Annotated in this window: 15 protein-coding genes; 8 read left to right on the forward strand and 7 right to left on the reverse strand. The window is 33.2% G+C overall.

The window, feature by feature from the left end:
* Nucleotides 1-4 precede the first annotated feature (4 nt).
* Nucleotides 5-298, reverse strand: a complete 294-nt coding sequence (locus tag M4I21_RS04505; RefSeq protein ID WP_249557937.1) for a hypothetical protein — start codon at nt 296-298, stop codon at nt 5-7.
* 74 nt (nt 299-372) lie between these two features.
* On the opposite strand from M4I21_RS04505, the gene radC reads away from it, so the two are divergent.
* From radC to M4I21_RS04540, 7 genes are all read left to right on the forward strand, one after another.
* Complete coding sequence (gene radC, locus M4I21_RS04510; protein ID WP_249557938.1) at nt 373-1071, forward strand: RadC family protein; 699 nt, start codon at nt 373-375, stop codon at nt 1069-1071.
* Between the two features lie 102 nt (nt 1072-1173).
* Nucleotides 1174-2862 (forward strand): right-handed parallel beta-helix repeat-containing protein, encoded by a 1689-nt coding sequence (locus tag M4I21_RS04515; RefSeq protein WP_249557939.1) that lies wholly within the window; start codon nt 1174-1176, stop codon nt 2860-2862.
* Between the two features lie 310 nt (nt 2863-3172).
* Nucleotides 3173-4468: a polysaccharide deacetylase family protein gene (locus M4I21_RS04520; RefSeq protein WP_249557940.1), complete on the forward strand. Its 1296-nt coding sequence runs from the start codon at nt 3173-3175 to the stop codon at nt 4466-4468.
* Nucleotides 4461-5150 carry a YjjG family noncanonical pyrimidine nucleotidase gene (locus tag M4I21_RS04525; protein ID WP_249557941.1) on the forward strand — a complete coding sequence of 230 codons (690 nt, stop codon included), beginning with the start codon at nt 4461-4463 and terminating at the stop codon, nt 5148-5150. Before M4I21_RS04520 ends, M4I21_RS04525 begins: the two co-directional genes overlap by 8 nt.
* 38 nt (nt 5151-5188) lie before the next feature.
* Nucleotides 5189-5740, forward strand: a complete 552-nt coding sequence (locus tag M4I21_RS04530; protein WP_249557942.1) for a hypothetical protein — start codon at nt 5189-5191, stop codon at nt 5738-5740.
* A complete protein-coding gene (locus M4I21_RS04535; RefSeq protein ID WP_249557943.1) occupies nt 5737-7164 on the forward strand; it encodes a DUF5723 family protein in 1428 nt (475 codons plus the stop codon). The genes M4I21_RS04530 and M4I21_RS04535 overlap by 4 nt, the downstream gene beginning before the upstream one ends.
* A 9-nt stretch (nt 7165-7173) precedes the next feature.
* Entirely contained in the window at nt 7174-7962 is a 789-nt protein-coding gene (locus M4I21_RS04540) for a hypothetical protein (RefSeq protein ID WP_249557944.1), read from the forward strand.
* Here the strand turns inward: M4I21_RS04540 and M4I21_RS04545 are convergent.
* A complete protein-coding gene (locus tag M4I21_RS04545) occupies nt 7959-9236 on the reverse strand; it encodes a replication-associated recombination protein A (protein ID WP_249557945.1) in 1278 nt (425 codons plus the stop codon). The genes M4I21_RS04540 and M4I21_RS04545 overlap by 4 nt on opposite strands.
* Nucleotides 9237-9325: 89 nt before the next feature.
* Here M4I21_RS04545 and M4I21_RS04550 point away from each other — a divergent pair, with 89 nt between their 5' ends.
* The gene (locus tag M4I21_RS04550; RefSeq protein ID WP_249557946.1) at nt 9326-10072 is read left to right on the forward strand and encodes a rhomboid family intramembrane serine protease; all 747 of its coding nucleotides are present in this window, start codon (nt 9326-9328) and stop codon (nt 10070-10072) included.
* A gap of 3 nt (nt 10073-10075) precedes the next feature.
* On the opposite strand, the gene rlmB is transcribed toward M4I21_RS04550, so the two are convergent.
* The 5 genes from rlmB to M4I21_RS04575 form a co-directional block, all read right to left on the reverse strand.
* Nucleotides 10076-10813, reverse strand: coding sequence for a 23S rRNA (guanosine(2251)-2'-O)-methyltransferase RlmB (gene rlmB / locus M4I21_RS04555; RefSeq protein ID WP_249557947.1), 738 nt, complete (start codon nt 10811-10813; stop codon nt 10076-10078).
* 80 nt (nt 10814-10893) lie between these two features.
* Nucleotides 10894-12489 (reverse strand): SusD/RagB family nutrient-binding outer membrane lipoprotein, encoded by a 1596-nt coding sequence (locus tag M4I21_RS04560; RefSeq protein WP_249557948.1) that lies wholly within the window; start codon nt 12487-12489, stop codon nt 10894-10896.
* A gap of 5 nt (nt 12490-12494) precedes the next feature.
* Nucleotides 12495-15704 (reverse strand): SusC/RagA family TonB-linked outer membrane protein, encoded by a 3210-nt coding sequence (locus M4I21_RS04565; protein WP_249557949.1) that lies wholly within the window; start codon nt 15702-15704, stop codon nt 12495-12497.
* 359 nt (nt 15705-16063) lie between these two features.
* On the reverse strand, nt 16064-17524 hold the full coding sequence (locus M4I21_RS04570; RefSeq protein ID WP_249557950.1) for a RagB/SusD family nutrient uptake outer membrane protein: 1461 nt from the start codon (nt 17522-17524) through the stop codon (nt 16064-16066).
* 10 nt (nt 17525-17534) lie between these two features.
* On the reverse strand, nt 17535-20639 hold the full coding sequence (locus M4I21_RS04575) for a SusC/RagA family TonB-linked outer membrane protein (RefSeq protein WP_249557951.1): 3105 nt from the start codon (nt 20637-20639) through the stop codon (nt 17535-17537).
* Between the last annotated feature and the right edge of the window lie 284 nt (nt 20640-20923).

Below are 20923 nucleotides of genomic sequence, written 5' to 3' on the forward strand. Positions count from 1 at the left end.
TTGTTTATTCTACTATTGCTACTCCTTTTTGTATAATAATTAATTGGTCACCATCTTTTTTATAAATGATTGGCTTTAGCACCTTTGTAATTTTAGAGTTAGGGCCTAAATTATTTATTAAGGTAGCGTCTATATCTGTTCTTAATTCAGTGAATTTTTCACCTATAGGATTTTTTATAAAAAAACCTTGTTCTTCAATCTCATGAAATAAACGTTTTAAGTTCCTATCAAATAAAGTAATCTCGTTTTTAATACTTTTTTGTTCAATTTCATAAAGTTGATTAAGAATTTCCTTCATTTTAATAGTTGTTTATAGAAGTAACGTTTTTAAGATGAAATACGTATGTAAGTAAAGATTATTATCTTTAACAAATGCAAAACCAACCAAACTCCTTTTCAATTAAAAATTGGTCTAACGATGATAAACCTAGAGAGAAATTAGTGCAAAAAGGTAAAGCAGTATTATCTGATGCAGAACTTGTAGCAATTTTAATAGGTTCTGGTAGCAGAGATGAAAGCGCTGTAGAATTATCTAAACGTATTTTGGCATCTGTAAATAATAATTTAAACCAGTTAGGAAAACTATCTATTGGCCAGCTTATGCAGTTTAAAGGCATTGGTGAAGCAAAAGCAGTAACCATAGCAGCTGCTCTAGAAATGGGAAGACGCAGAAGGGGAGAAGAGGTTGCTAAAATAGAAAAGATTGGGAGTAGTAAGGATGTGTTTAATTTGTTGCAACCCATCTTAGGAGAATTACCACATGAAGAGTTTTGGATTGTGTATCTTAACAATTCTAACAAAGTATTGCACCAAGCACAATTAAGTAAAGGTGGTATTACAGGTACTTTAGTAGATGTTCGTTTGGTTTTAAAACAAGCATTAGAAATAGGAGCAATAGGTTTAATTTTGGCGCACAATCATCCGTCTGGAGGTTTAAATCCTAGTGCAGCAGATAAACAAATTACACAGAAGCTTAAAACAGCTGCACAAGCTTTAGATATGAAAGTTTTAGACCATATCATCATTACTCAAAGAGCATATTTTAGCTTTGCTGATGATAATTTGCTTTAGTCATTTTATTTTTTTCAGAAAATCTAATTACTAAAGAAAATAAAATCCTTGATTTATAACAATAAAGAATTTATAAGTCAGTTTACTATCTAAATATTAAATATGAAAAAGGTTTTGCTTAGAACTACGTTGATAGCTTTAACTCTAATTGGTATTACTAGTTGCAATAAGGATGATATAAGTGATTCTCTCATTGAGAAACCGCCTATTTCTGGCTCAGAAGGAGATTATGTTTTGCCTATTGGTGTACCTAATGCGTGGATTTCTCCAGATATTGCAAGACCAGAAAGACCTACTACTTGGGATACCGAGCAAATTGGTTATTATTTTGTGGAATATGCCGTTGGTACTGATACTGATAATACCTACGGAACACCAAGTGCTCCGCGTAAAACAATTCCGTATCCTGTTCCTGCAGGATCGTATGTAGTTGTTGCTGGCGATTATCATTATGTGCAAAATTACATTAAGCTTGAAGGTGAAGGAACTGGTGAAGCATGGGTAGCTGGTGAAAGCGGACCTGTATGGGTGGTTAGTGATACTGAAAATAAAGCGGAAATTACGGGTAAACCTTTACTTATATCGGGTAGTTATGTGTATTTAGATGGTTTTTATTTTCATTCTGGAGGTAGAATACAATTAGGCTCGTATAAATTAGGGTTTCAAGTAGATCACATCTTGGTTAGAAATAGTGAAATGAAAGGTGAGGTTGATGTTGCTGGCGGTGTTTTAATAAATACGGTAGGCTTAAAAGAAGAACCTGCTAGCGATATTATTATATATAACAATAAAGCACATAGAATTGGCCCTTTAGATTCTGATGTAGATATTGATGCACGTGGTTGTTCCATACAATCGTATACCAGTAATATGTGGGTATTAGATAATGAGTTTAGTAACTCGTCTGCCGGACTTCAAGTAGAGGCTGGGTCACTCGAAAAACAACCAACAGCACATCATATATATATTGCACGCAATCATATCTTTAATATTGCTCAAGCAGGTATCGGAATAAAGTATGCCTTAGACATTATCATCAGTGAAAATGTAATTCATGATATTATAGATACCCCATGGTCTCCCGCAAAAGGAATTGGTTTTCAATATGCACCAGATCGTGTCTGGATACTTTATAACGAAATCTCTAACGCATACACTGGTATTCGCGGAGGTAGTGATAATGGTGGTGCAGGTACTAATGGTAAAAGTGTTTTTATTATTGGTAATTTAATTAAGGATGCTACTATAAACGGCACTGCGTATAATGGTGCTACTAGTGGTTTAGGTATAGAAATAAACAACGGCGCCACACCAAGATATATCATTAATAATACCATTGTAAATAGCGATGTTGGGGTTGCGAATGGCTATTACAATTCTACCTTGTTTATTGAAAATAATGTTATTTCTAATACGCGAGACTTTGATATTATGCTAGAAGATAGTTATTTGACAGGGTCACAATCTACACTTAAAAATAACCATTTTGATACTGAAGCTAAAATTTCATGGAGTAATGGTGTTATGCATAATTTAGCAAGTTTTCAAGCAGCTTTTAATAAAGGTGAAGGTTGCATAAGTACAGATCCATTATTTAAAGATGCCAACGCTAACGACTTCTCTTTGCAAGAATCTAGTGCTGCGGTAGAAGCTGCATTGTCGCCAAATGACTTATCTTTTGATGTCTATGCTCATTTTAAAGCACTATATGGAATTGATATAAAGGTTGATATCAATCAAGTTTCTAGGCCAAATACTGGTTTCTGGAATATGGGTGCATATGAAGATTAGGTTGCTCAAAATTGATTCCTGTTTTTAAATAAAAAAGCAATCAATTTTATATAAGTAAAAACATAGCTGCTTTAAGGAGTAGCTATGTTTTGTTATTTAGTATAAGGAGTAATCTGTTTTTTATAAAAACAACTTCTTAAGTTGCCAATACTAAATTTAGCTAAGCTATAAAAGAGGAGTTAATCTTTGATATACGAAAGTTATAGAGCATATTCTTATTACTAAACAGAATGCTTTAGCTTTGCAACGATAAATTTTACAGTAGTAAACACTTATAAAACATAAACAGATATAAATCCTTAAGATTAGAATGCTATTAATTTATACACATAAAATAACGCCTCGTTTCACCTATATAATGAAACATCTTTTTGGTAAAGTTCTAGGTATAGAAGTTACCTTAACAACCAAGGTAGAAGATTTTATTAAGCATTCTGGGGCAAAAATCACATACAGTAAACAACCGTTACAAAACGAGTTTTTTATACGTAGTAACGATTTGTTGTATCAGCAAGGAATAAGCGATTTAGAGATTAATATTAGCGAATGGGATGGTACCCCTTGTTTTTTTGCAACAGGGGAACGTAGTAATATCCCTTTTGATGTTTTTGCAGCCAGTTTTTATTTAATCTCTAGATATGAAGAATATTTGCCACACGTAAAAGATGCCCACGGTAGATACCCTGTAAAGGAGAGTTTAGCGTACAAGCATAAATTTTTAGAGAAGCCAGTAGTAGATATCTGGATGTATAAGCTTTTGGCTGTTTTATTAGAACAATTTCCAGATTTAGAATATAAAAAACAAGCGTATCAGTATACATCTGTTATAGATGTTACAACATCTCACTGTTATGCACATCGTGGTCTTTTACGCAGTGCTGGTGGTTTATTATTAGATTTGGTCACTTTAAAATTTAAACGCGTTTTTCAAAGAGTATCTGTATGGTTTAATCCTAAAAAAGATCCATATAATAATTTTGATCATCTAATAAGTTTGCACAAAAAGAATAATGTAAAAAGTATGTTCTTTTTTCAGTTTGCGGACTATTCTACTTTTGATAAAAACGTGTCTACAAGCAACAATAAATTTAGATACTTAATAAAATCGGTAGCAGATTATAGTGTAGTTTCTTTAGCTGCATCTTATAATTCTTTTTCTAATATAGAAGTACTTAAAGAAGAAAAAAGAAAGCTAGGAGCGGTGGTAAATAGGCCTATTAAATATGTGCGGTTTAGATATAATAGAGTAGAGATACCCACAACGTATAAAGAGTTGGTAGATGCAGAGTTTAGCGAGGATTTTACAATGGGTTACACACATTGTATTGGCTTTAGAGCTGGTACTTGTTCGCCATTTTCTTTTTACGATATTCATTTAGAGTCACAACAACCAATAAAAATACACCCATTTGCAGCGCATAATTATGCATTAGGTTCTTTAAAAAACGAGAAAGAAATTAGTATTAAATTAGATTCAGTTTACCATCAACTAAAAAAAGTGAACGGTAAATTAATTACTATTTTTTCTAATGAGCTACTAGGCAAAAAGCAGCGAATTAATTGGATGAGAGTTTACGAAAATGTTATAAAAAAATACAATGTATAAAGAATTAATTACCGATGTTTTTTTTGATTTAGATCATACGCTTTGGGATTTTGAAAAGAATTCTGCTTTGACTTTTACAAAAATTTTAGAAGAAAATAAGGTAGGAGTAAAGGTTGAAGATTTTTTAACAGCCTATATTCCTATTAATCATCACTATTGGAAACTTTTTAGAGAAGAAAAAATATCTAAGGAAGATTTGCGTTTTCAGCGCTTGCAGACTACGTTTAGGACTATAGGTTATAATGCAAGCGATAAAGAAATTAATTTGTTGGCAGCAGAGTATATAAATCACCTGTCTTCATTTAATCATTTATTTCCTAATGCTATAGAAATTTTAGAGCATCTAAAGCCTAACTATAAACTGCATATTATAACGAATGGTTTTCAGGACGTGCAAAATAAGAAAATCAGAAATTCTAAAATAGATAATTATTTTGATGTAATTGTAGATTCTGAAATGGCTGGAGTTAAAAAACCAAACCCTTATATTTTTGAACTTGCGCTACAAAAAGCAAACACTACAGCAGATAAATCTTTAATGATTGGAGATAGTGTAGAAGCAGATATTTTAGGAGCTAAGTCAGTAGGTTTACACACTTTACATTTTAATGCTCATCAAGAGCCAACACATAATCATTGCGCTATAATTAACTCTTTAGATGAAATAAAAAGCTATTTATAGAGTTATTTAATAACGCATATTAACACAACCATTTGATAATGAAGATCCCCCACTATTTATTTAGTGTTCTATTTCTATGTTTAACTCTAGTTTCTTGTATAGAAGAACAAGACTTTGGTCAGACAGATGATATTGTAATAGAACCTACTTTTCAAGCCAGTATATTTTATTTTGAGACTACAGAAGATGTAATAAACAGCAACCCCGATCCTACAGGGTTTTATACAAACGATTTTAATTTTGAGGCCTTTAGAGCTGAGTATTTTTCAGATAAAGTTATCGAAGGGTCAATTTTTTATCAACTAGAAAATACAACAAGTAAACCCGTAATAGTAACTATAGAGTTAATAGATGATGGTGGTAATGTACTAGATACTACAACTCTAAATATAGGAGCAGAAGCTGTAAATACTACAGATGTAGAAGTGTTTTACGGTGGCACTAGTGCTAGGTCTTTAGATATTATTAGAAACACGTCTGCACTGCGCCTTTCTGCACAGAACCTTGGAGATGATACAAGTATTTCTAGTCAAGCAAATCCCAAACTAATTTTTAGGTCAAGTGCTAATTTTAAAATTAGTGTAAGATGATAAATAGGTATTTTATAGTACTACTTTTTGTGTGTACGTTTTTAGGTTATGCACAGAATAAGCAACTTATGTACGATTTTAAAGAGGTGCCACAAGCTATTCTTTTAAACCCTGGTATGGAAACAGGCTTAGGAATGTATGTTGGTGTGCCTTTACTTTCTGGAATATCATTTCAGGCAGGTTCTAGCGGAGCATCAGTAAACGACTTTTTTGCTAACGATGGCTTAGATATAAACGATAAAATTAGAGAGCGTGCTCTTTACGGTATGAAACCTTCGGATGAACTTAGTGGTTCATTTCAGGTAGAAATATTAAATGTTGGATTCAGAAGTAAAAAGAATCCGGATAATTTTTACTCCTTTGGTATTTATACAGAAGGTGATGCCATAGGGTATTGGTTTAAAGATTATGCTATTCTAGGTTTTGAAGGTAATGCAAATAGACTTAATCAAAGGTTTAATTTGTCTCACCTTAATACAAGAGGAGAAATGGTTAACGTTTTTCATTTTGGTATAAATAAGCGAATAGACCGTAAACTTATAGTAGGAGCAAGAGCTAAATTGTATTCAAGTATTTTTTCATTTAGATCTACAAAAAATAAAGGGTATTTTGTAACGACACCGGGAGAAAATAATTTATTAGCATCTACTTTGGTTGCAGATATGGAGTTGCAAACCTCTGGATTAAACAGCATAAAAGATGCTAATGATGATGGTACAGGTGTTGGTAGTTTGTTAGCTAAAAGAGGTATGTTAGGTGGTGATTTAGGGGTGGGAGTAGATGTAGGGTTTACTTATCAACTAAATAGAAATACAACTATAACAGGGAGTATTTTGGATTTAGGCTTTATATCGCACTCTAAAGACGTTAAAAATTATACCCTAAAAGGACAAGCAACAATAGAAGGTGTTCAGGTAATTTTACCAGATGCACTAGTAGATCCGTCTCAAGATTTTTGGCAGAATTTAATAGATGATGTAGATGTACTTATACCTTACGAAGAAAATAACAAATCGTATATTACTTTTAGACCAACAAAACTGTATGGATCTATACGTTATAATTTTGGAGAGCAAAATAGAAGTATGCGAGATTGCGATTGTAAGGCAGGTGGAAGTAAAGGTAGTTTAGGGTTCCCCAATGCAGTTGGCGGACAGCTTTATGTAATTAACAGACCACGTGGACCACAAACAGCAGTTACCGCATTTTATCAAAGAAACTTTGGTAAAACATTAAGTTTAAAAACAACATATACTGTAGATAAATTTTCGGCTACTAATGTTGGGCTTGGTGCTAATTTAAACATCGGGCCTGTAAATATTTACGCTATGGCAGATAATTTAATTGGCTATAAAAACTTAGCAGCTTCTCAGTATGCCTCTTTTCAGTTAGGAATTAATGTTATATCTTGGGGCAAAAATTAAGTTAGTCTTATGAAAAAGTTTCTTTTCAGTGCAATTTTTATGTGCTCGTTTTTCCTTTCTGCACAAAATTTTAATGGGTACAAATATATTATTGTACCTAAAAAGTTTAATTCATTTAAAGAGGCAGATCAATATAGAACAAGTGCTTTAATTAAATTTTTATTTACTAAAAAGGGATATACAGTTGTATACGATGATGACTTGCCACAAGACTTAAAATCTAACAGGTGTTTAGGCTTGTTAGTAGATCTAAAAGACGAGTCTAGTATGTTTACAACAAAGGCTGGTTTGTTATTAAAAGATTGTAATTCGGATCAGATTTTTGAGACAGCAGTAGCTAAAAGCAAGCAAAAAGAGTATCAAAAATCGTATAGCGAAGCAATTAGAAATGCTTTTAAATCTTTTGACACTATAAGTTACAGCTATCAACCAAAAGAAGAAGAAAAGCAAAACTCAGCTCCTGTTGTTGTAAGTTTTAAGAACGATGTTAAAAAGGTTGAAGAGAAAGAAATAGTTTCTGCTTCAGAAGAAAAACAAGTACAAGTGAGTAGTACAGCGAAAGCTGAGGTTGTTATTGCTACGGATGTGTTATATGCGCAAGAAATTCCAAATGGTTTTCAGTTGGTAGATAGTACTCCTAAAATTGAATACAAAATATACAAAACTACAGTTCAAGATTATTATATAGCAACAAACAATACACTAAATGGTGTTGTTATAAATAAAACAGGTAAATGGTTCTTTGAATATTACCAAGGAGATAAATTAATGTCAAAAGAATTGGAGATTAAATTCTAAAGTTCATACTTGTCTTTCCATCTGTTTTTTAAGAACTCTTTAATGGTTCTTTCTCTGCTGTTATTTCCTGGTACATAAAAAGATGTACCAGATAATTCATCTGGTAAAAATTCTGCTGCAACAAAATTATTTTCATAGTTATGTGCATATTGGTAGTCTTTACCGTAACCTATATCTTTCATTAGCTTAGTTGGTGCATTACGTAAAGCTAGCGGTACAGATAAATCTCCCGTTTGTTTTACAACTTGTTGTGCTTTTCCTATGGCAGCATAGCTAGCATTGCTTTTTGCTGAGGTAGCTAGGTAAATTGCACATTGACTTAGTATTATACGAGCTTCAGGATAACCAATTGTTGTAACCGCTTGGAAAGTAGTGTTAGCCATAACCAAAGCAGTTGGGTTGGCATTACCAATATCTTCCGATGCAGCAATAAGCATTCTACGTGCAATAAATTTTACATCCTCGCCACCTTCTATCATACGTGCTAACCAGTATACGGCTCCGTTAGGATCGCTACCACGAATAGATTTTATAAAAGCAGATACAATATCGTAATGTTGTTCACCAGTTTTGTCATACAAAACAGTATTTCTTTGTACTTTACTAAGGACTAATTCATCTGTAATTACAACATCATCTGTATTTTCAGAGTTTATTACGAGCTCAAAAATATTTAGTAATTTTCTGCCATCACCACCAGAAAGTCTAAGTAGAGCTTCAGTTTCTTTAAGTTCTATGTTTTTCTTTTGTAGCTGTGTATCTTGCCTAATTGCGCGCTCTAATAATGTAACTAGATCATGCTTATCAAAAGGTTTTAGTATATAAACTTGGCACCTGCTTAAAAGTGCAGGAATTACCTCAAAGCTTGGGTTTTCTGTAGTTGCGCCAATTAAAGTAACCCATCCTTTTTCTACAGCTGCTAATAAAGAATCTTGCTGAGATTTACTAAACCTATGAATCTCATCTATAAATAAAATAGGATTTTTAGTAGTGAATAGTCCGCCACCTTTTTTAGCTTTCTCAATAACTTCCCTAACATCTTTAACACCACTACTAATTGCACTAAGCGTGTAAAACGGCCTATCTATTTCATTTGCAATAATGGTAGCTAAAGTTGTTTTACCGGTGCCAGGAGGTCCCCAAAGAATTAAAGAAGGCAGTATTCCTCTTTTTATTTGGTGCGTTAGTGTGCCATTCTCACCAACTAGGTGCGTCTGACTCACATATTCTGACAATGATTTTGGTCTTACTCTTTCTGCTAAAGGCTCGTTCATAATGTAAAAATAAAAATAATCTAAATGACAATTTAGCAGATTTGTGTTTTTTGGCTAAATCATTGCGTTATTATAGTAAATTAGTGTTAATGGTAAACAATAATTACTTTAAATTTTCATATTCTGTACTGCTTGTTCCAATAATTGCGGTGCTTAGTATTTGGACAGTCTATTGGGTAGAACTGCAATTCAAAGTTAATTTTAATAATTATGGAGTGTATCCTAGAACTTTAAGTGGTTTAAAAGGAATTTTGTTTAGCCCTTTTATACATGGTTCTTTGAAACATTTATACAGTAACACTTTACCACTGGCCGTTTTAAGTACAGCATTATTTTACTTCTATAAACCAGTAGCTTTTAAAGTGCTATTTTATGGTACGCTTTTGTCAGGTTTAATTACGTGGTTAATAGGTAGACCATCTTACCATATTGGCGTTAGTGGTGTAATATACTTATTAGCAAGTTTTATTTTTTTTAAAGGTGTATTTGCTAAACACTACAGACTAATAGCTTTATCTTTATTTGTTGTGTTTGTTTATGGTAGTATGCTTTGGTACATTCTCCCTATAAAAGACGGAATTTCTTGGGAAGGACATTTAGGCGGATTTCTTACAGGATTATTTTTTGCTTATTTTTTAAAAGCAGATATACCTAAACCTAAGAAGTTTGCTTGGGAAGAAGATAATTATAATGAAGAAGCAGATGAGTTTTTAAGTCATTTTGATGAAAACGGTAATTTTATTGAATCTAAACCAGAAGAAGATCCTGATTTAGATACCAATACTACAATAGGTGTAACCTACACTTATCATTATAAAAAAGCAGAGGAAGAGTAGAGCTTATCCTAATCTTTGTCTAACAGCTTCGTATAAGAACACACCACAAGCTACAGATACATTTAGAGATTCTATATCACCTAACAAAGGTAATTTAGCGGTATGGTCTGCTGCCTTTAAGATTGATGGAGAAATACCAATATCTTCAGAACCCATAATAATAGCACAAGATTCTTTAAAAGAAACATCATAAATAGTATCGGTTGTTTTTTCTGATGCAGCAATAATTTTTATTCCAGATGCTTGTAGATAATGTACAGCATCTTTTAAGTGATTTACTTTAGCAATTGGAACTTTAAATGCAGCTCCAGCAGATGTTTTAATTGTATCGGCAGTTACAGGAGCAGCTCCTTTTTTCTGAATAATAATACCATCTACACCAGTGCATTCTGCAGTTCTAATTATTGCACCAAAATTACGAACATCAGATAATTGATCTAGTAATAAGAACAATGGTTTTTCTTTTGCAGCAATTACACTTTCTACTAATTCTTCAAAATTATAAAATGTAATAGGAGATATGTTGGCAACTACACCTTGGTGATTACTTCTTGTTAACCTGTTTAATTTTTCTACAGGAACATAAGAAATATTAATTCCTTTTTTTCTGGCTAAATTTTCAAGTTCCTTAAAAAGATCACCTTTTAATCCTTTTTGAACAAAAATTTTATCTAGAGCTTCATTAGCATTAATAGCTTCTATAATTGCTCTAATACCATAAATTTGGGTAGTTTTTTCCATTTGGCAAAGGTATAAAAAAAACCTGCGGAAATCTCCGCAGGTTTAAATATTAAATAATTATTTAGTCTTAAAACTAGAACTTAGTTTAAATCCCAGAATAATTTACTTGTAATTAAATCTCCATTAGAAAGATCAGAAGCTGCAGCAGCTCTGTTTGCTCCATTAAGAGTTTGTAATATTTGTGGATACCTTAAACGGAAAGGTAAGTCATTTACAGAAGGATCAACTGGACCTGGCTCAAATGTGTAGCTAGTTAAAGGTGTATCTGTATTTTGTTCATCCACTTGTGTTTGCGGTAAAGATATCACGTCATTAGGTTTTACTAATGTGTTAGGAAAACCAGTTCTTCTATATTCTGTATAAGCTTGGTGTGCTTGCATATATAGAGCAATATATTTTTGATTTAACACATTGGCTTGGTTTGCAGCAGGAAGACCAGATACAAATGCAGTAACATCTGCTGGATCTACTCCCCACTTTTCCATACTAGCAGTAACTCCATTTTCGTAGTTCGCTTGTGACCAATTATTACGTTCAGAAATTAAAAATTCAACTTCTGCATATTCCATAAAAACTTCGCGGTAATCAGGTTTTAATACATTACTACTTGGGTACGAGTATGCTATGTTTCTCAAGAAATTTGTATTTCTAAAAGCATAAGGAACACCTAAATAATCATCATAATCTTCCGTTACAACCGCAGTTCCTGACTTTACTTCACTAATACCAACAGATATTGGCACAGCCATCTTGAATAAACGAGGATCTGGATTAAAATTACCTCTTTCACCTTTTAATAATTCAACAAAGGGCGCAGCTACAGCAAAATCTGTTCTTGAAATAAAAGCCCCCCAAAGAGGTGAAGAGTTTGCATCCGCAGCTTCGTATGCTTGTGAAGCATTATCGTCATTAGATGTCATAACACCACTAGCAATAGCAGCATCAAAAGCAGATTGATAAGTTGTTGCATCTACATCTTTAATTGTAGTTGCAACTCTTAAAATAAGTGAGTTTGCGAATTTTTTCCATTTTTCTGCATCTCCTCCAAATACATTGTCACCGCTTACAAAAGAGGCAGAACCTACATTTATCATATCTGCTGATTCTCTTAATTCTTTAAGTATATCTGCATAAATATCTTCTTGAGCAGCAAATACTGGAGTAGGAGTTAAATCAAGATTTAAAGCTTGAAAAGTCTCATTGTCAGATCCATATGAGTAATAAGGAACATCTCCAAAGAAATTAGTTAATTCATAGAACATATAAGATAACATAATACGAGATGCGGCAATTTGATTATCGTTATCGCCATAAGCAGCAGCAAGTCCACGTGATTCTTCGTTTGTATTTTGATCTAGTATAGCTTTAAAATCTGTAGCTACAAGGTACGTGTTACGGTAAATAGACTCAGCAGAAGTTTCACGGTAAAGATACCTGTCTTCATCTGCATAAGCTGTTTGTCCCCAATACTGAACCCATGGAAGCGTTAAACGACCTTCGTTAAAAGCATCTCTTGAGAAATCAGTAAATTGTTTCGTAGCACTAGCGAAAATATTGTTAGTAGGTACTACTTCAGGATTGTTTGGATTTGCGTTAATTTCAGCTAAATCTTTATCACAAGAATTAAAAGTAGTCGCAATAACAAGTACTAATAATAGTATAAGTTTATTTTTCATTTTTCTTAGAATTTTAATTGTAAGTTTAATCCATAACTTCTAGTAGAAGGAAGTGATCCACCTTCAGAACCTTGAATATTTCCACTTCCTGATGTAGCTACTTCTGGGTCAAAGTTGTCATTATCTAGTCCCCATACTCCTAAGTTTCTTGCGAAACCAGATATGTTAATACTAGATATACCTGAGTTTTTTAATAAAGTTGACGGTAATTTATAGCTAAGACTAATTTCTCTTAGTTTAATGTAGTCAGCATCAAATACGTTGGCTGCATCATTTCCAAAGAAATAATCCGTACCTTCTTGTTGTGCAGATATTACTTGAGTGTTAGGGGCTGTACCCGTAACAGTATAGTTTCCATCAGCATCGTATGTAACAGTTCCTGTAACACCATCTAAAACAGTACCAACTTCTCTTTTGTTGTTCGTAGCTGTTTGTTCAAGTATACCAGAGTAATTACCCCATATATTTGTTAAAGATCTGTATTTACCACCTTTTTGCACATCAATTAAAAAGCCTAAGCTAAGGTTCTTGTAACGTAATGTATTTTTAAAGCCCATATTGTAATCAGGAAGTATAGATCCTAAATTTTCAACATTTTGAGTTTCTGCGTAGCTACCATTAGCATTTACAACTTTGTTACCTTGATCATCAAATACAAAATTAGTACCTCTAATAACTCCGTAAGATTCTCCTACAACAGCATTAATGGTTACAGAGTTAAATGGAAATGAAGCTATTTGAAGAGATTCTACACCATCTATAATTTCTAGTAACTCATTATTATTTTTAGAGAAATTCCAAGTGAAATCCCAAGAGAAATCATCTGTTTGTATAGGAGTAATATTAACTAAAGCTTCAACACCTCTGTTTCTTAAAACTCCTGCATTTGTAAATGTTGAATTATAACCAGAAGAAGGATCTATTGTTACTGGCGTAATTAGATCGCTAGTTTCTTCGTTGTAATATGTAAGATCAAAACTTATACGATTCTGTAAAAATGCCATTTCTAAACCAACTTCATACGATTGTTTTAGTTCTGGACGTAAGTTAGGGTTTTGACTTGTGTTACTAGTACTAAATGGAACATCTCCTAAAAATGGAATTTGAGCGCCAAAGGTAGTAGCTAATTGGTAAGGATCAGTATCACTACCTACCTCTGCATAACCACCACGTATTTTACCAAAAGATAACCAATCTGCTTTAAACAGATTAGAGAATACAATACTACCATTTACACCAGGGTAAAAGAAAGAATTGTTATTTTCAGGAAGAGTAGAAGACCAATCGCTACGACCAACAACTGTAAGGTATGCGAAATTGTCATAACCTAAAGAAACCGAACCGTAAACACTATTTACTCTTTTTTCAGAATCATATTCTGTTGGCTGAGCAGGGTCTGCAGAGTTACTAATAGTAAAAAGACCTGGAACAACTAAACCACCAGAAGTAGACGCAGATAACCTGTGAAATTCATTTTCTCTTCTGTTAGCTCCTATAAAAGAGTTTATGCTAAATTTGTTATCAGCAAATTTTTTGTCAAAATGTAAACGAGCTTCATAATTAACTTCTTGGAAATCCCTATCTGATTCAGAGTAAAATGGTTGATCTTGTGATCCAATTACTCTACGCTCATTAACCCTAAAGTCATAAGTATCTGCGTAAATTTTACCAACAACATAAAGTTCTTCAGTAATATTATAAGTTGCACCTATGTTACCGTACCAACGTGTACGTTTATCTTCTGCTGTGTTTTCGTATAAAGTCCAGTATGGATTATCAGAATAACGAGCGCTACCATCTTCTGCAGATATACGGTTCCATGGACGTTGTACACCATCACCTCTCTTGTAATCTTTAAGGCGATCATAGTCTAAAGATGCTTGTCCAAATTGGTATAACTGTTGTACGACACCTGATCCAGTATAACCAGAAGCAGGTCTATTGAAACCTTCAGTTACTGTTAAATTAACAAGAGCCTCTACTTTTAATTTATCAGTTAATTGACTTGTAGCATTAAAGTTAACAGAGCTTTTTGTTAATTCTGAGTTAGGTACAATACCTTCTGTTTTAGTTTTATTTGCACTTAAACGAACTGTTGACTTTTCTGTTCCTTGAGAAAATGAAATTCCATTGTTATAAGATACTCCTGTGTTCCAGAAAGAATCAATATCATTAGATGGAGATAGCCAAGGACGAGTTTGTAAATAATCATCAGAAAACTCGGGATCAAAAGCATCCCAGTGTAATACTTGTTGTCCTTCAAATTTTGGACCCCATGTTTCATCTGTACCATAATCTACTACGTTGTATTCAGTTCCATTAATTGTTGTAGTTCCAAATCCACTTTGACCAATAGTACTAGCGTCACCAGCACCACCACCGTATAGTTTCTGTATTTTAGGTAAAATGTTAACTTGTTGGAAAGTAACACCAGAATTAATTGTTATTTGAGCTTTTCCTTTTTTACCAGATTTAGTTGTAATAAGTATTACACCGTTACTTGCCCTAGATCCGTAAAGTGCAGCTGCAGCTCCCCCTTTAAGTATGTTTAAAGATTCAATATCATCAGGGTTAATATCAAAACCTGCATCTCCGTAATCACGGCCACCACCACCTGACTGTGTAGATGAACTATTGTAGTTAGAGTTATCCAAAGGAATACCATCTACAACCATTAGAGGTCTATTCTCTTGTGTTATAGAACTTGGTCCTCTTAATACAATTCTTGTAGAGCCTCCTAAGTTACCTGAGTTGTTAGATATTTGTACCCCCGCAACCTTACCCGACATAGCGTTAAGAGCGTTAGACGTTCTTGTTTCGGTAATGTCCTCGCCAGTTACTGTTTGTGTTGAGTAACCAAGAGATTTTTTGTCTCTAGATATACCAAGAGCTGTAACTACTACTTCTTGCAGCGCTTCTGCATCTTCTTCCAATTGTACATTAATGGTATTTTGATCACCAATTGTACGAGAACTTGATTTTTGTCCTAAGTAAGTGAACAATAAAACTTGACCTTTAGATGCAGAAATTGAATACTCTCCATCAAAACCTGTCTGTGTTCCAGTTTGTGTTCCTTTAACTAGGATGTTTACTCCTGGTAGTGGTATTCCGTCTTGATCGGAAACTATACCAGAAATCGTTTTTTGTTGTGCAAATGTTAAATGCACAATAAACGCTAACAGTAGCGTTAAGATTCCTCTTTGTTTTGTTTTCATTTTTTTGTAGTATTTGAATTAGTCGACATCAAAAATCAAAAAATTATGTTAATAAGCAAACTAATTTTCTATTTATTTTAACAAAACAGTAATAAAATACCACAAATAAATGTAGGTTTAATGCCACTGTTATCAATCGATAATTTATAATGTACATTTGTGCATTAAAATAATAACATTTGCTTTTTAGCTTAATCTGTTCTGTTCTTATTTTTAAATTTGATTAGGTAGACTAGTTAAATACTTAAGTTATTAATTGTTTTTTGTTAATTCTGTTAGGGGTTTAGTAGTGGTTTTTTAATAAAAAAAATGCCTTCGAATTTCTTCAAAGGCACTTTAATACTACTCAAATATAAAAATTATCTCCAGCCACCAGTAGAATAATCCTCACCAGCTACTCCGGATGTTCCTCCAAAAGTATAGTAATCTGCAGGTATTGCATCTAATGCTTCTCCTGGAACAGGGAAGTGTAAAAGTGTTCCTGATTGTAATTGATCTTCTTTTCTCATTTCAAAGAAACCAAGTCCCATACTCGTAAAACTAAATTCAACTAGCCTTTCATGGTGTATGGCAGCTTGTACATCTGTAGTGTTTTCTGCTACAGCAGGTAATTCACCTCTTGTAATTCTTGTTCCTGCATTAACTATTGCAGCAGCACCACTAACATCATTAGTCATTAATAGAGCTTCTGCTTTGTACATATCTAATTCTGCTTTTGAGAATTCAGTTACATTAATTGTCCATTCAGTAATGTAATCATCATATCTAGAATAACGATAGTTGCTAAAATGATATTTACCTCTTTCTGGTCTAAAGCTATTTGAACCTAAAAATTCGAAATCAGAATTAAGTCTGGCATCAATAGGTGAAGTAGATTCTGGAACGCTAACTAAATCTTCTGTCCAGTAATCTGGTTGTGTAGGGTCTAACATATTTACAATACGCATATCTAGTCTAGCCCAACCTGGGTATACTAAATAGGTTTTTGGAATTAAGTCATACCAAACAACATCATCCATTAAAATTTCAAAGTCGTTAGTTATGCCGTTGTCTGCATATTGAATTACTTTTGACCAAGTAATATTTGTTTTTTGAGCCGTATTACGCACGTTACTAACTAACATTCTTGCGCCAATAGAGTTCATTAATTCTGATAAGTTTTCAGATGTACCTGTATAACCTGGAATCCAAGATTCAGGTAATGTAAAACTATTAGCGTCAGCTATAGCAATAGCTTCATCTAATCTGTCTAATGCATATGCCATTCCAGTTTCATAATCAGTAGAACCATCACCTTCACCAATTGGTCCTTCAGCGTCATATAGCCATACTTTATCAAAAACTAATGCTAAATATCCAATAGATAAAGCCTGTCCAAATTTACCCATAGCTAAAACCATTTGCGGATCATCAAATTCAGTTCCATTTTCTACAGCAGCTACTATTGTATTAGAATCTGTAAGTAAAGAATATAGTGAATTAAAATAGCTTTTGGTTACGTTGTTACCATACGAACTAGTGTTGTTAAATGCAAGTCTAGGTTCACTTGATAAATCTCTCATTCCAAAGTTACCCCAAGAACAAGTAGATACATCGGCCATAGTTGCAAATGCAGCACCAGGTCCGGAAGTAGAGTGAGTTGTTATAAACCAACTGTTCATAATATTACCTGCTGTAGATAATAATGCAACTGGGTCAGAACCTAATATTTCATCATTAGGACTTTCAAAGTTTGTTGCGTTTAAGTCTGTTTCAAAATCTTGGCAAGATGCAATGATCAATACCAACATTACCATTAAATATTTGTTTATACGTTTCATATTTACCTTATTAAAATTTAAGTTGTAATGACATAGAGTAAGATGACTGGTTTGGATATACACCATAGTCAACTGCGAAGTATTGTTGAGTATCTGCAGAATATTGAGATACTTCAGGATCCCAACCTTTGTAATCAGAAATTGTTAATATGTTTCTTCCGATAAGACTTAATTTTACTTCTTTAAAGAAGTTTCCATTAATTTTCTGTAATACTTTTGAAGGAATTGAGTATGCTAAAGAAATTTCTCTTAGTTTAACATAAGATGCATCTTCAACCCAGAAAGAATTATTTTGATTTACATCATAAAGGCTACCGTAGTAAACTCTAGTTTTCTTTTCACTATCAGCTTTTCCAGCTTGGTCTACCATAACATTTCTTTCGCTAATGGTATTCCATTGTCCGTTTCTGTTGTATACATCACCACCTTGTTTCCAGTCCCAGAGCATATAGAAATCAAAGTTTTTGTAGCTGAAATTAGAAGTGATACCAACTCTAAAATCTGCATTTTGGTTACCTATTTTTTCGTTTACGGCTACACCATCCGAATCAACTTCTATAATTGCAGCTTCACTAGTTGTTCCTATAGATGCTGTTTCTACAACAACACCATCACTATTAACCGAATAATCTGCGATTGTTGCTCCATCTGGTAATTGACTTCCCATGGTATTTAAATCTGTTACAAATTTTCTGCCAAACATGCTTCCGAATTCTACACCTTCTTTTATCAAGAATAAATCATCTGGACCAACTTTTTGTTCTGGCGCATTTAATTTTGTGATTGTAGCACTAGATTTTGTGAAGTTAACTCCAACATTCCATTTAACATTTTGCTTGTCAATAATTTTAGAATTTAATGACAATTCATATGTGTCAGATTCTAAATCACCTACATTTTGCCATTGGCTAGACTTACCTGCATTAGCTGGAGAAAATAAATTTACAATCATAAATTGATCAGAAGCAACTTGGTTAGAGTATGCTACACTTAATCTAAATCTATTTAAAAAGGCAGCGTTTAAACCGTATTCGGTCTCTGTAGTTAAAGATGGTTTTAAGAATGGGTTTCCAGCTCTTCTAGCAGAAGATAGAACTCCTGTGTTTAAGGCTGTAGCTTCATACTGCCAATCAAAACCAGGTCTTTGGCCAGAAGTACCTCTTGCTGCATTTATTTTCAATTCTTGTATCCCTGGAATTTTTATATCTTCAGAAATTCTATATGCTCCAGATACTCTATAGTAGTTATTCCATCTATTTTCAGATCCAAATAAAGAAGAACCATCTCTTCTGAATAAACCATCTACAATGTATCTATCTTTAAATACAAGACCTAAAATTGCAAACATATTTTGTGCTCTTTCATCTTGTTGATTAGAGTTTGCACTTACATTAGCAGAGTCAAAGTTGTCTAAAGAAGGTAGGTTTTTAAACTTAAAGTCATTTCCTGTTACAGAATAGTACTCGTAATGTCTATCTTCGGCTAGGTAACTTAATTTAGATTTAACATCTAAGTCTCCAAAAGTTTTGGCAAAATTTAAAGTTGTTTGTACTTTTTGAGAAAGATCAAAAGAATTGTTTTTATTTAAAGAACCTTTACTGTATCCAAATCCTATTTCGTCTCCAGATGTAGTGTAAGTTTCATACTTATTTGTTCTGTTAAATCTATATGTATTATTCTCAAAAGAATATTCAACATCAGCATTTAACCAATCTGTTAACTTAAAATTTAATAAGTAACCACCTAAGAAACGTTGTTGTTTAGATTCTGCATCTCTTGAATATAGAGAATAAAGTGGATTGTCTATTTCAGATTCCCATGGATCTGGCTTAAAATAATAAGGTTGTCCATCAGGGTTGTTAGCTATTAAATTAGCATCAGGAGCTAATCTAGTTATAGATCTAAAAACACCATCTCCACCTCCCGGACTAAAGTCAGATACTCTAATATAGTTGTTACTAGCTTTAAAAGTTAACCAATCAAAAACTTGGTAATCTATATTCGCTCTAATGCTACTTCTTTTGTACCCTTCTGTTTCTGCTAAAATACCTTCTGCGTCAGTGTTTTCAAAAGAGAAAAATGTTTTTGCTCTTTCTCCACCAGAAGAAATAGAAGAGTATAGGGTTTTGTTGATACCTGTCTTAAAGAATAAATCTTGAAAGTCATTATAAACACCATAAGGATTATCAGAATAACCATCTGCAGACTCTATTCTGGAACCTTGAACAGCAGTTGGTCCGTTGTTGGCATACACACTTTGATAGTTGCTTGGGTAGGTTACACCTTCGTATTTAGTGTATTGACCTTGAAAGTTTTGCCAGTCAGAAGCAAGTTCATAACCGTGCGATTGGTTTGTGTCTACTAAGTTTGTTATTTTAGAAAATCCAGTTTCTGCTCTTACAGTAACTTCTGTCTTTCCTATTTTACCTCTTTTTGAGCTAATTACAATAACACCATTTCCTGCTCTTGATCCATATAGTGAAGATGCTGAAGCACCTTTTACTATCTCAAAACTAGCGATGTCATCTACATTTATATCGGCTAAACCACCTTCTACAAAAACACCATCTAAGATAACTAATGGAGATTGTGAACCGTATAAATTGGCAGCACCTCTTAATATAATTGTAGCTCCTTGTCCAGGTCTACCTAAATTATTAACAGATATACCAGACACTTTACCTTGTAAAGCACTTGCGGCAGAACCAGCAGGCACCTTTTTTAGTTCCTCTGCGGATACTGATGCTACTGTTACAGATAGTTTTCTTTTATCTGTTGCACCTGCAACACCAGTAACTACTACCTCTTGCAGAGCTTCGGCATCTTCTTCCATTTGAACATTTATTGAATTTTTAGCATCAATAGTTCTTGTTGTTTCTTTTTGGCCAAGGTATGTGTAGATTAATACTTGTCCAACATTTCCGGCTATGGTGTATTCACCATCAAATCCGGTTTGCGTTCCAGTTTTTGTTCCTTTAACAAGAATGTTAACGCCTGGTAATGGTAATCCATCTTGATCTGTTACCGTACCTGAAATCGTTTTTTGTTGCGCAAAAGACAGATGCACAATAAACACTAACAAGAGTGCTAAGATTCCTCTTTTTTTTGTTTTCATTTTTTTGAGTTTTGAATTAGTCGATTCCAAAAATCATAAAATAATGTTAATAAAAAAAATAATTTTGCTCTTTTTTTAACAAACAATAGTAATATTTTAATTAACAATTGTTTTCTATATATGAATTTTAGTATTTTTTTACTGTATGAATGTACTCTTTTCGGCAGGTGTGTTGTATGTTTTTATTTGTTCTTTCTGATTTAAAAGATTAAAATAATGCGTAAGTGTTTGAACTTTAATAAATAATTACTACATTTGCGCCCCTTAAAAGAAGGGAAAAAATT

The sequence above is a fragment of the Cellulophaga sp. 20_2_10 genome (assembly GCF_023476645.1).
GTDB lineage: Bacteria > Bacteroidota > Bacteroidia > Flavobacteriales > Flavobacteriaceae > Cellulophaga.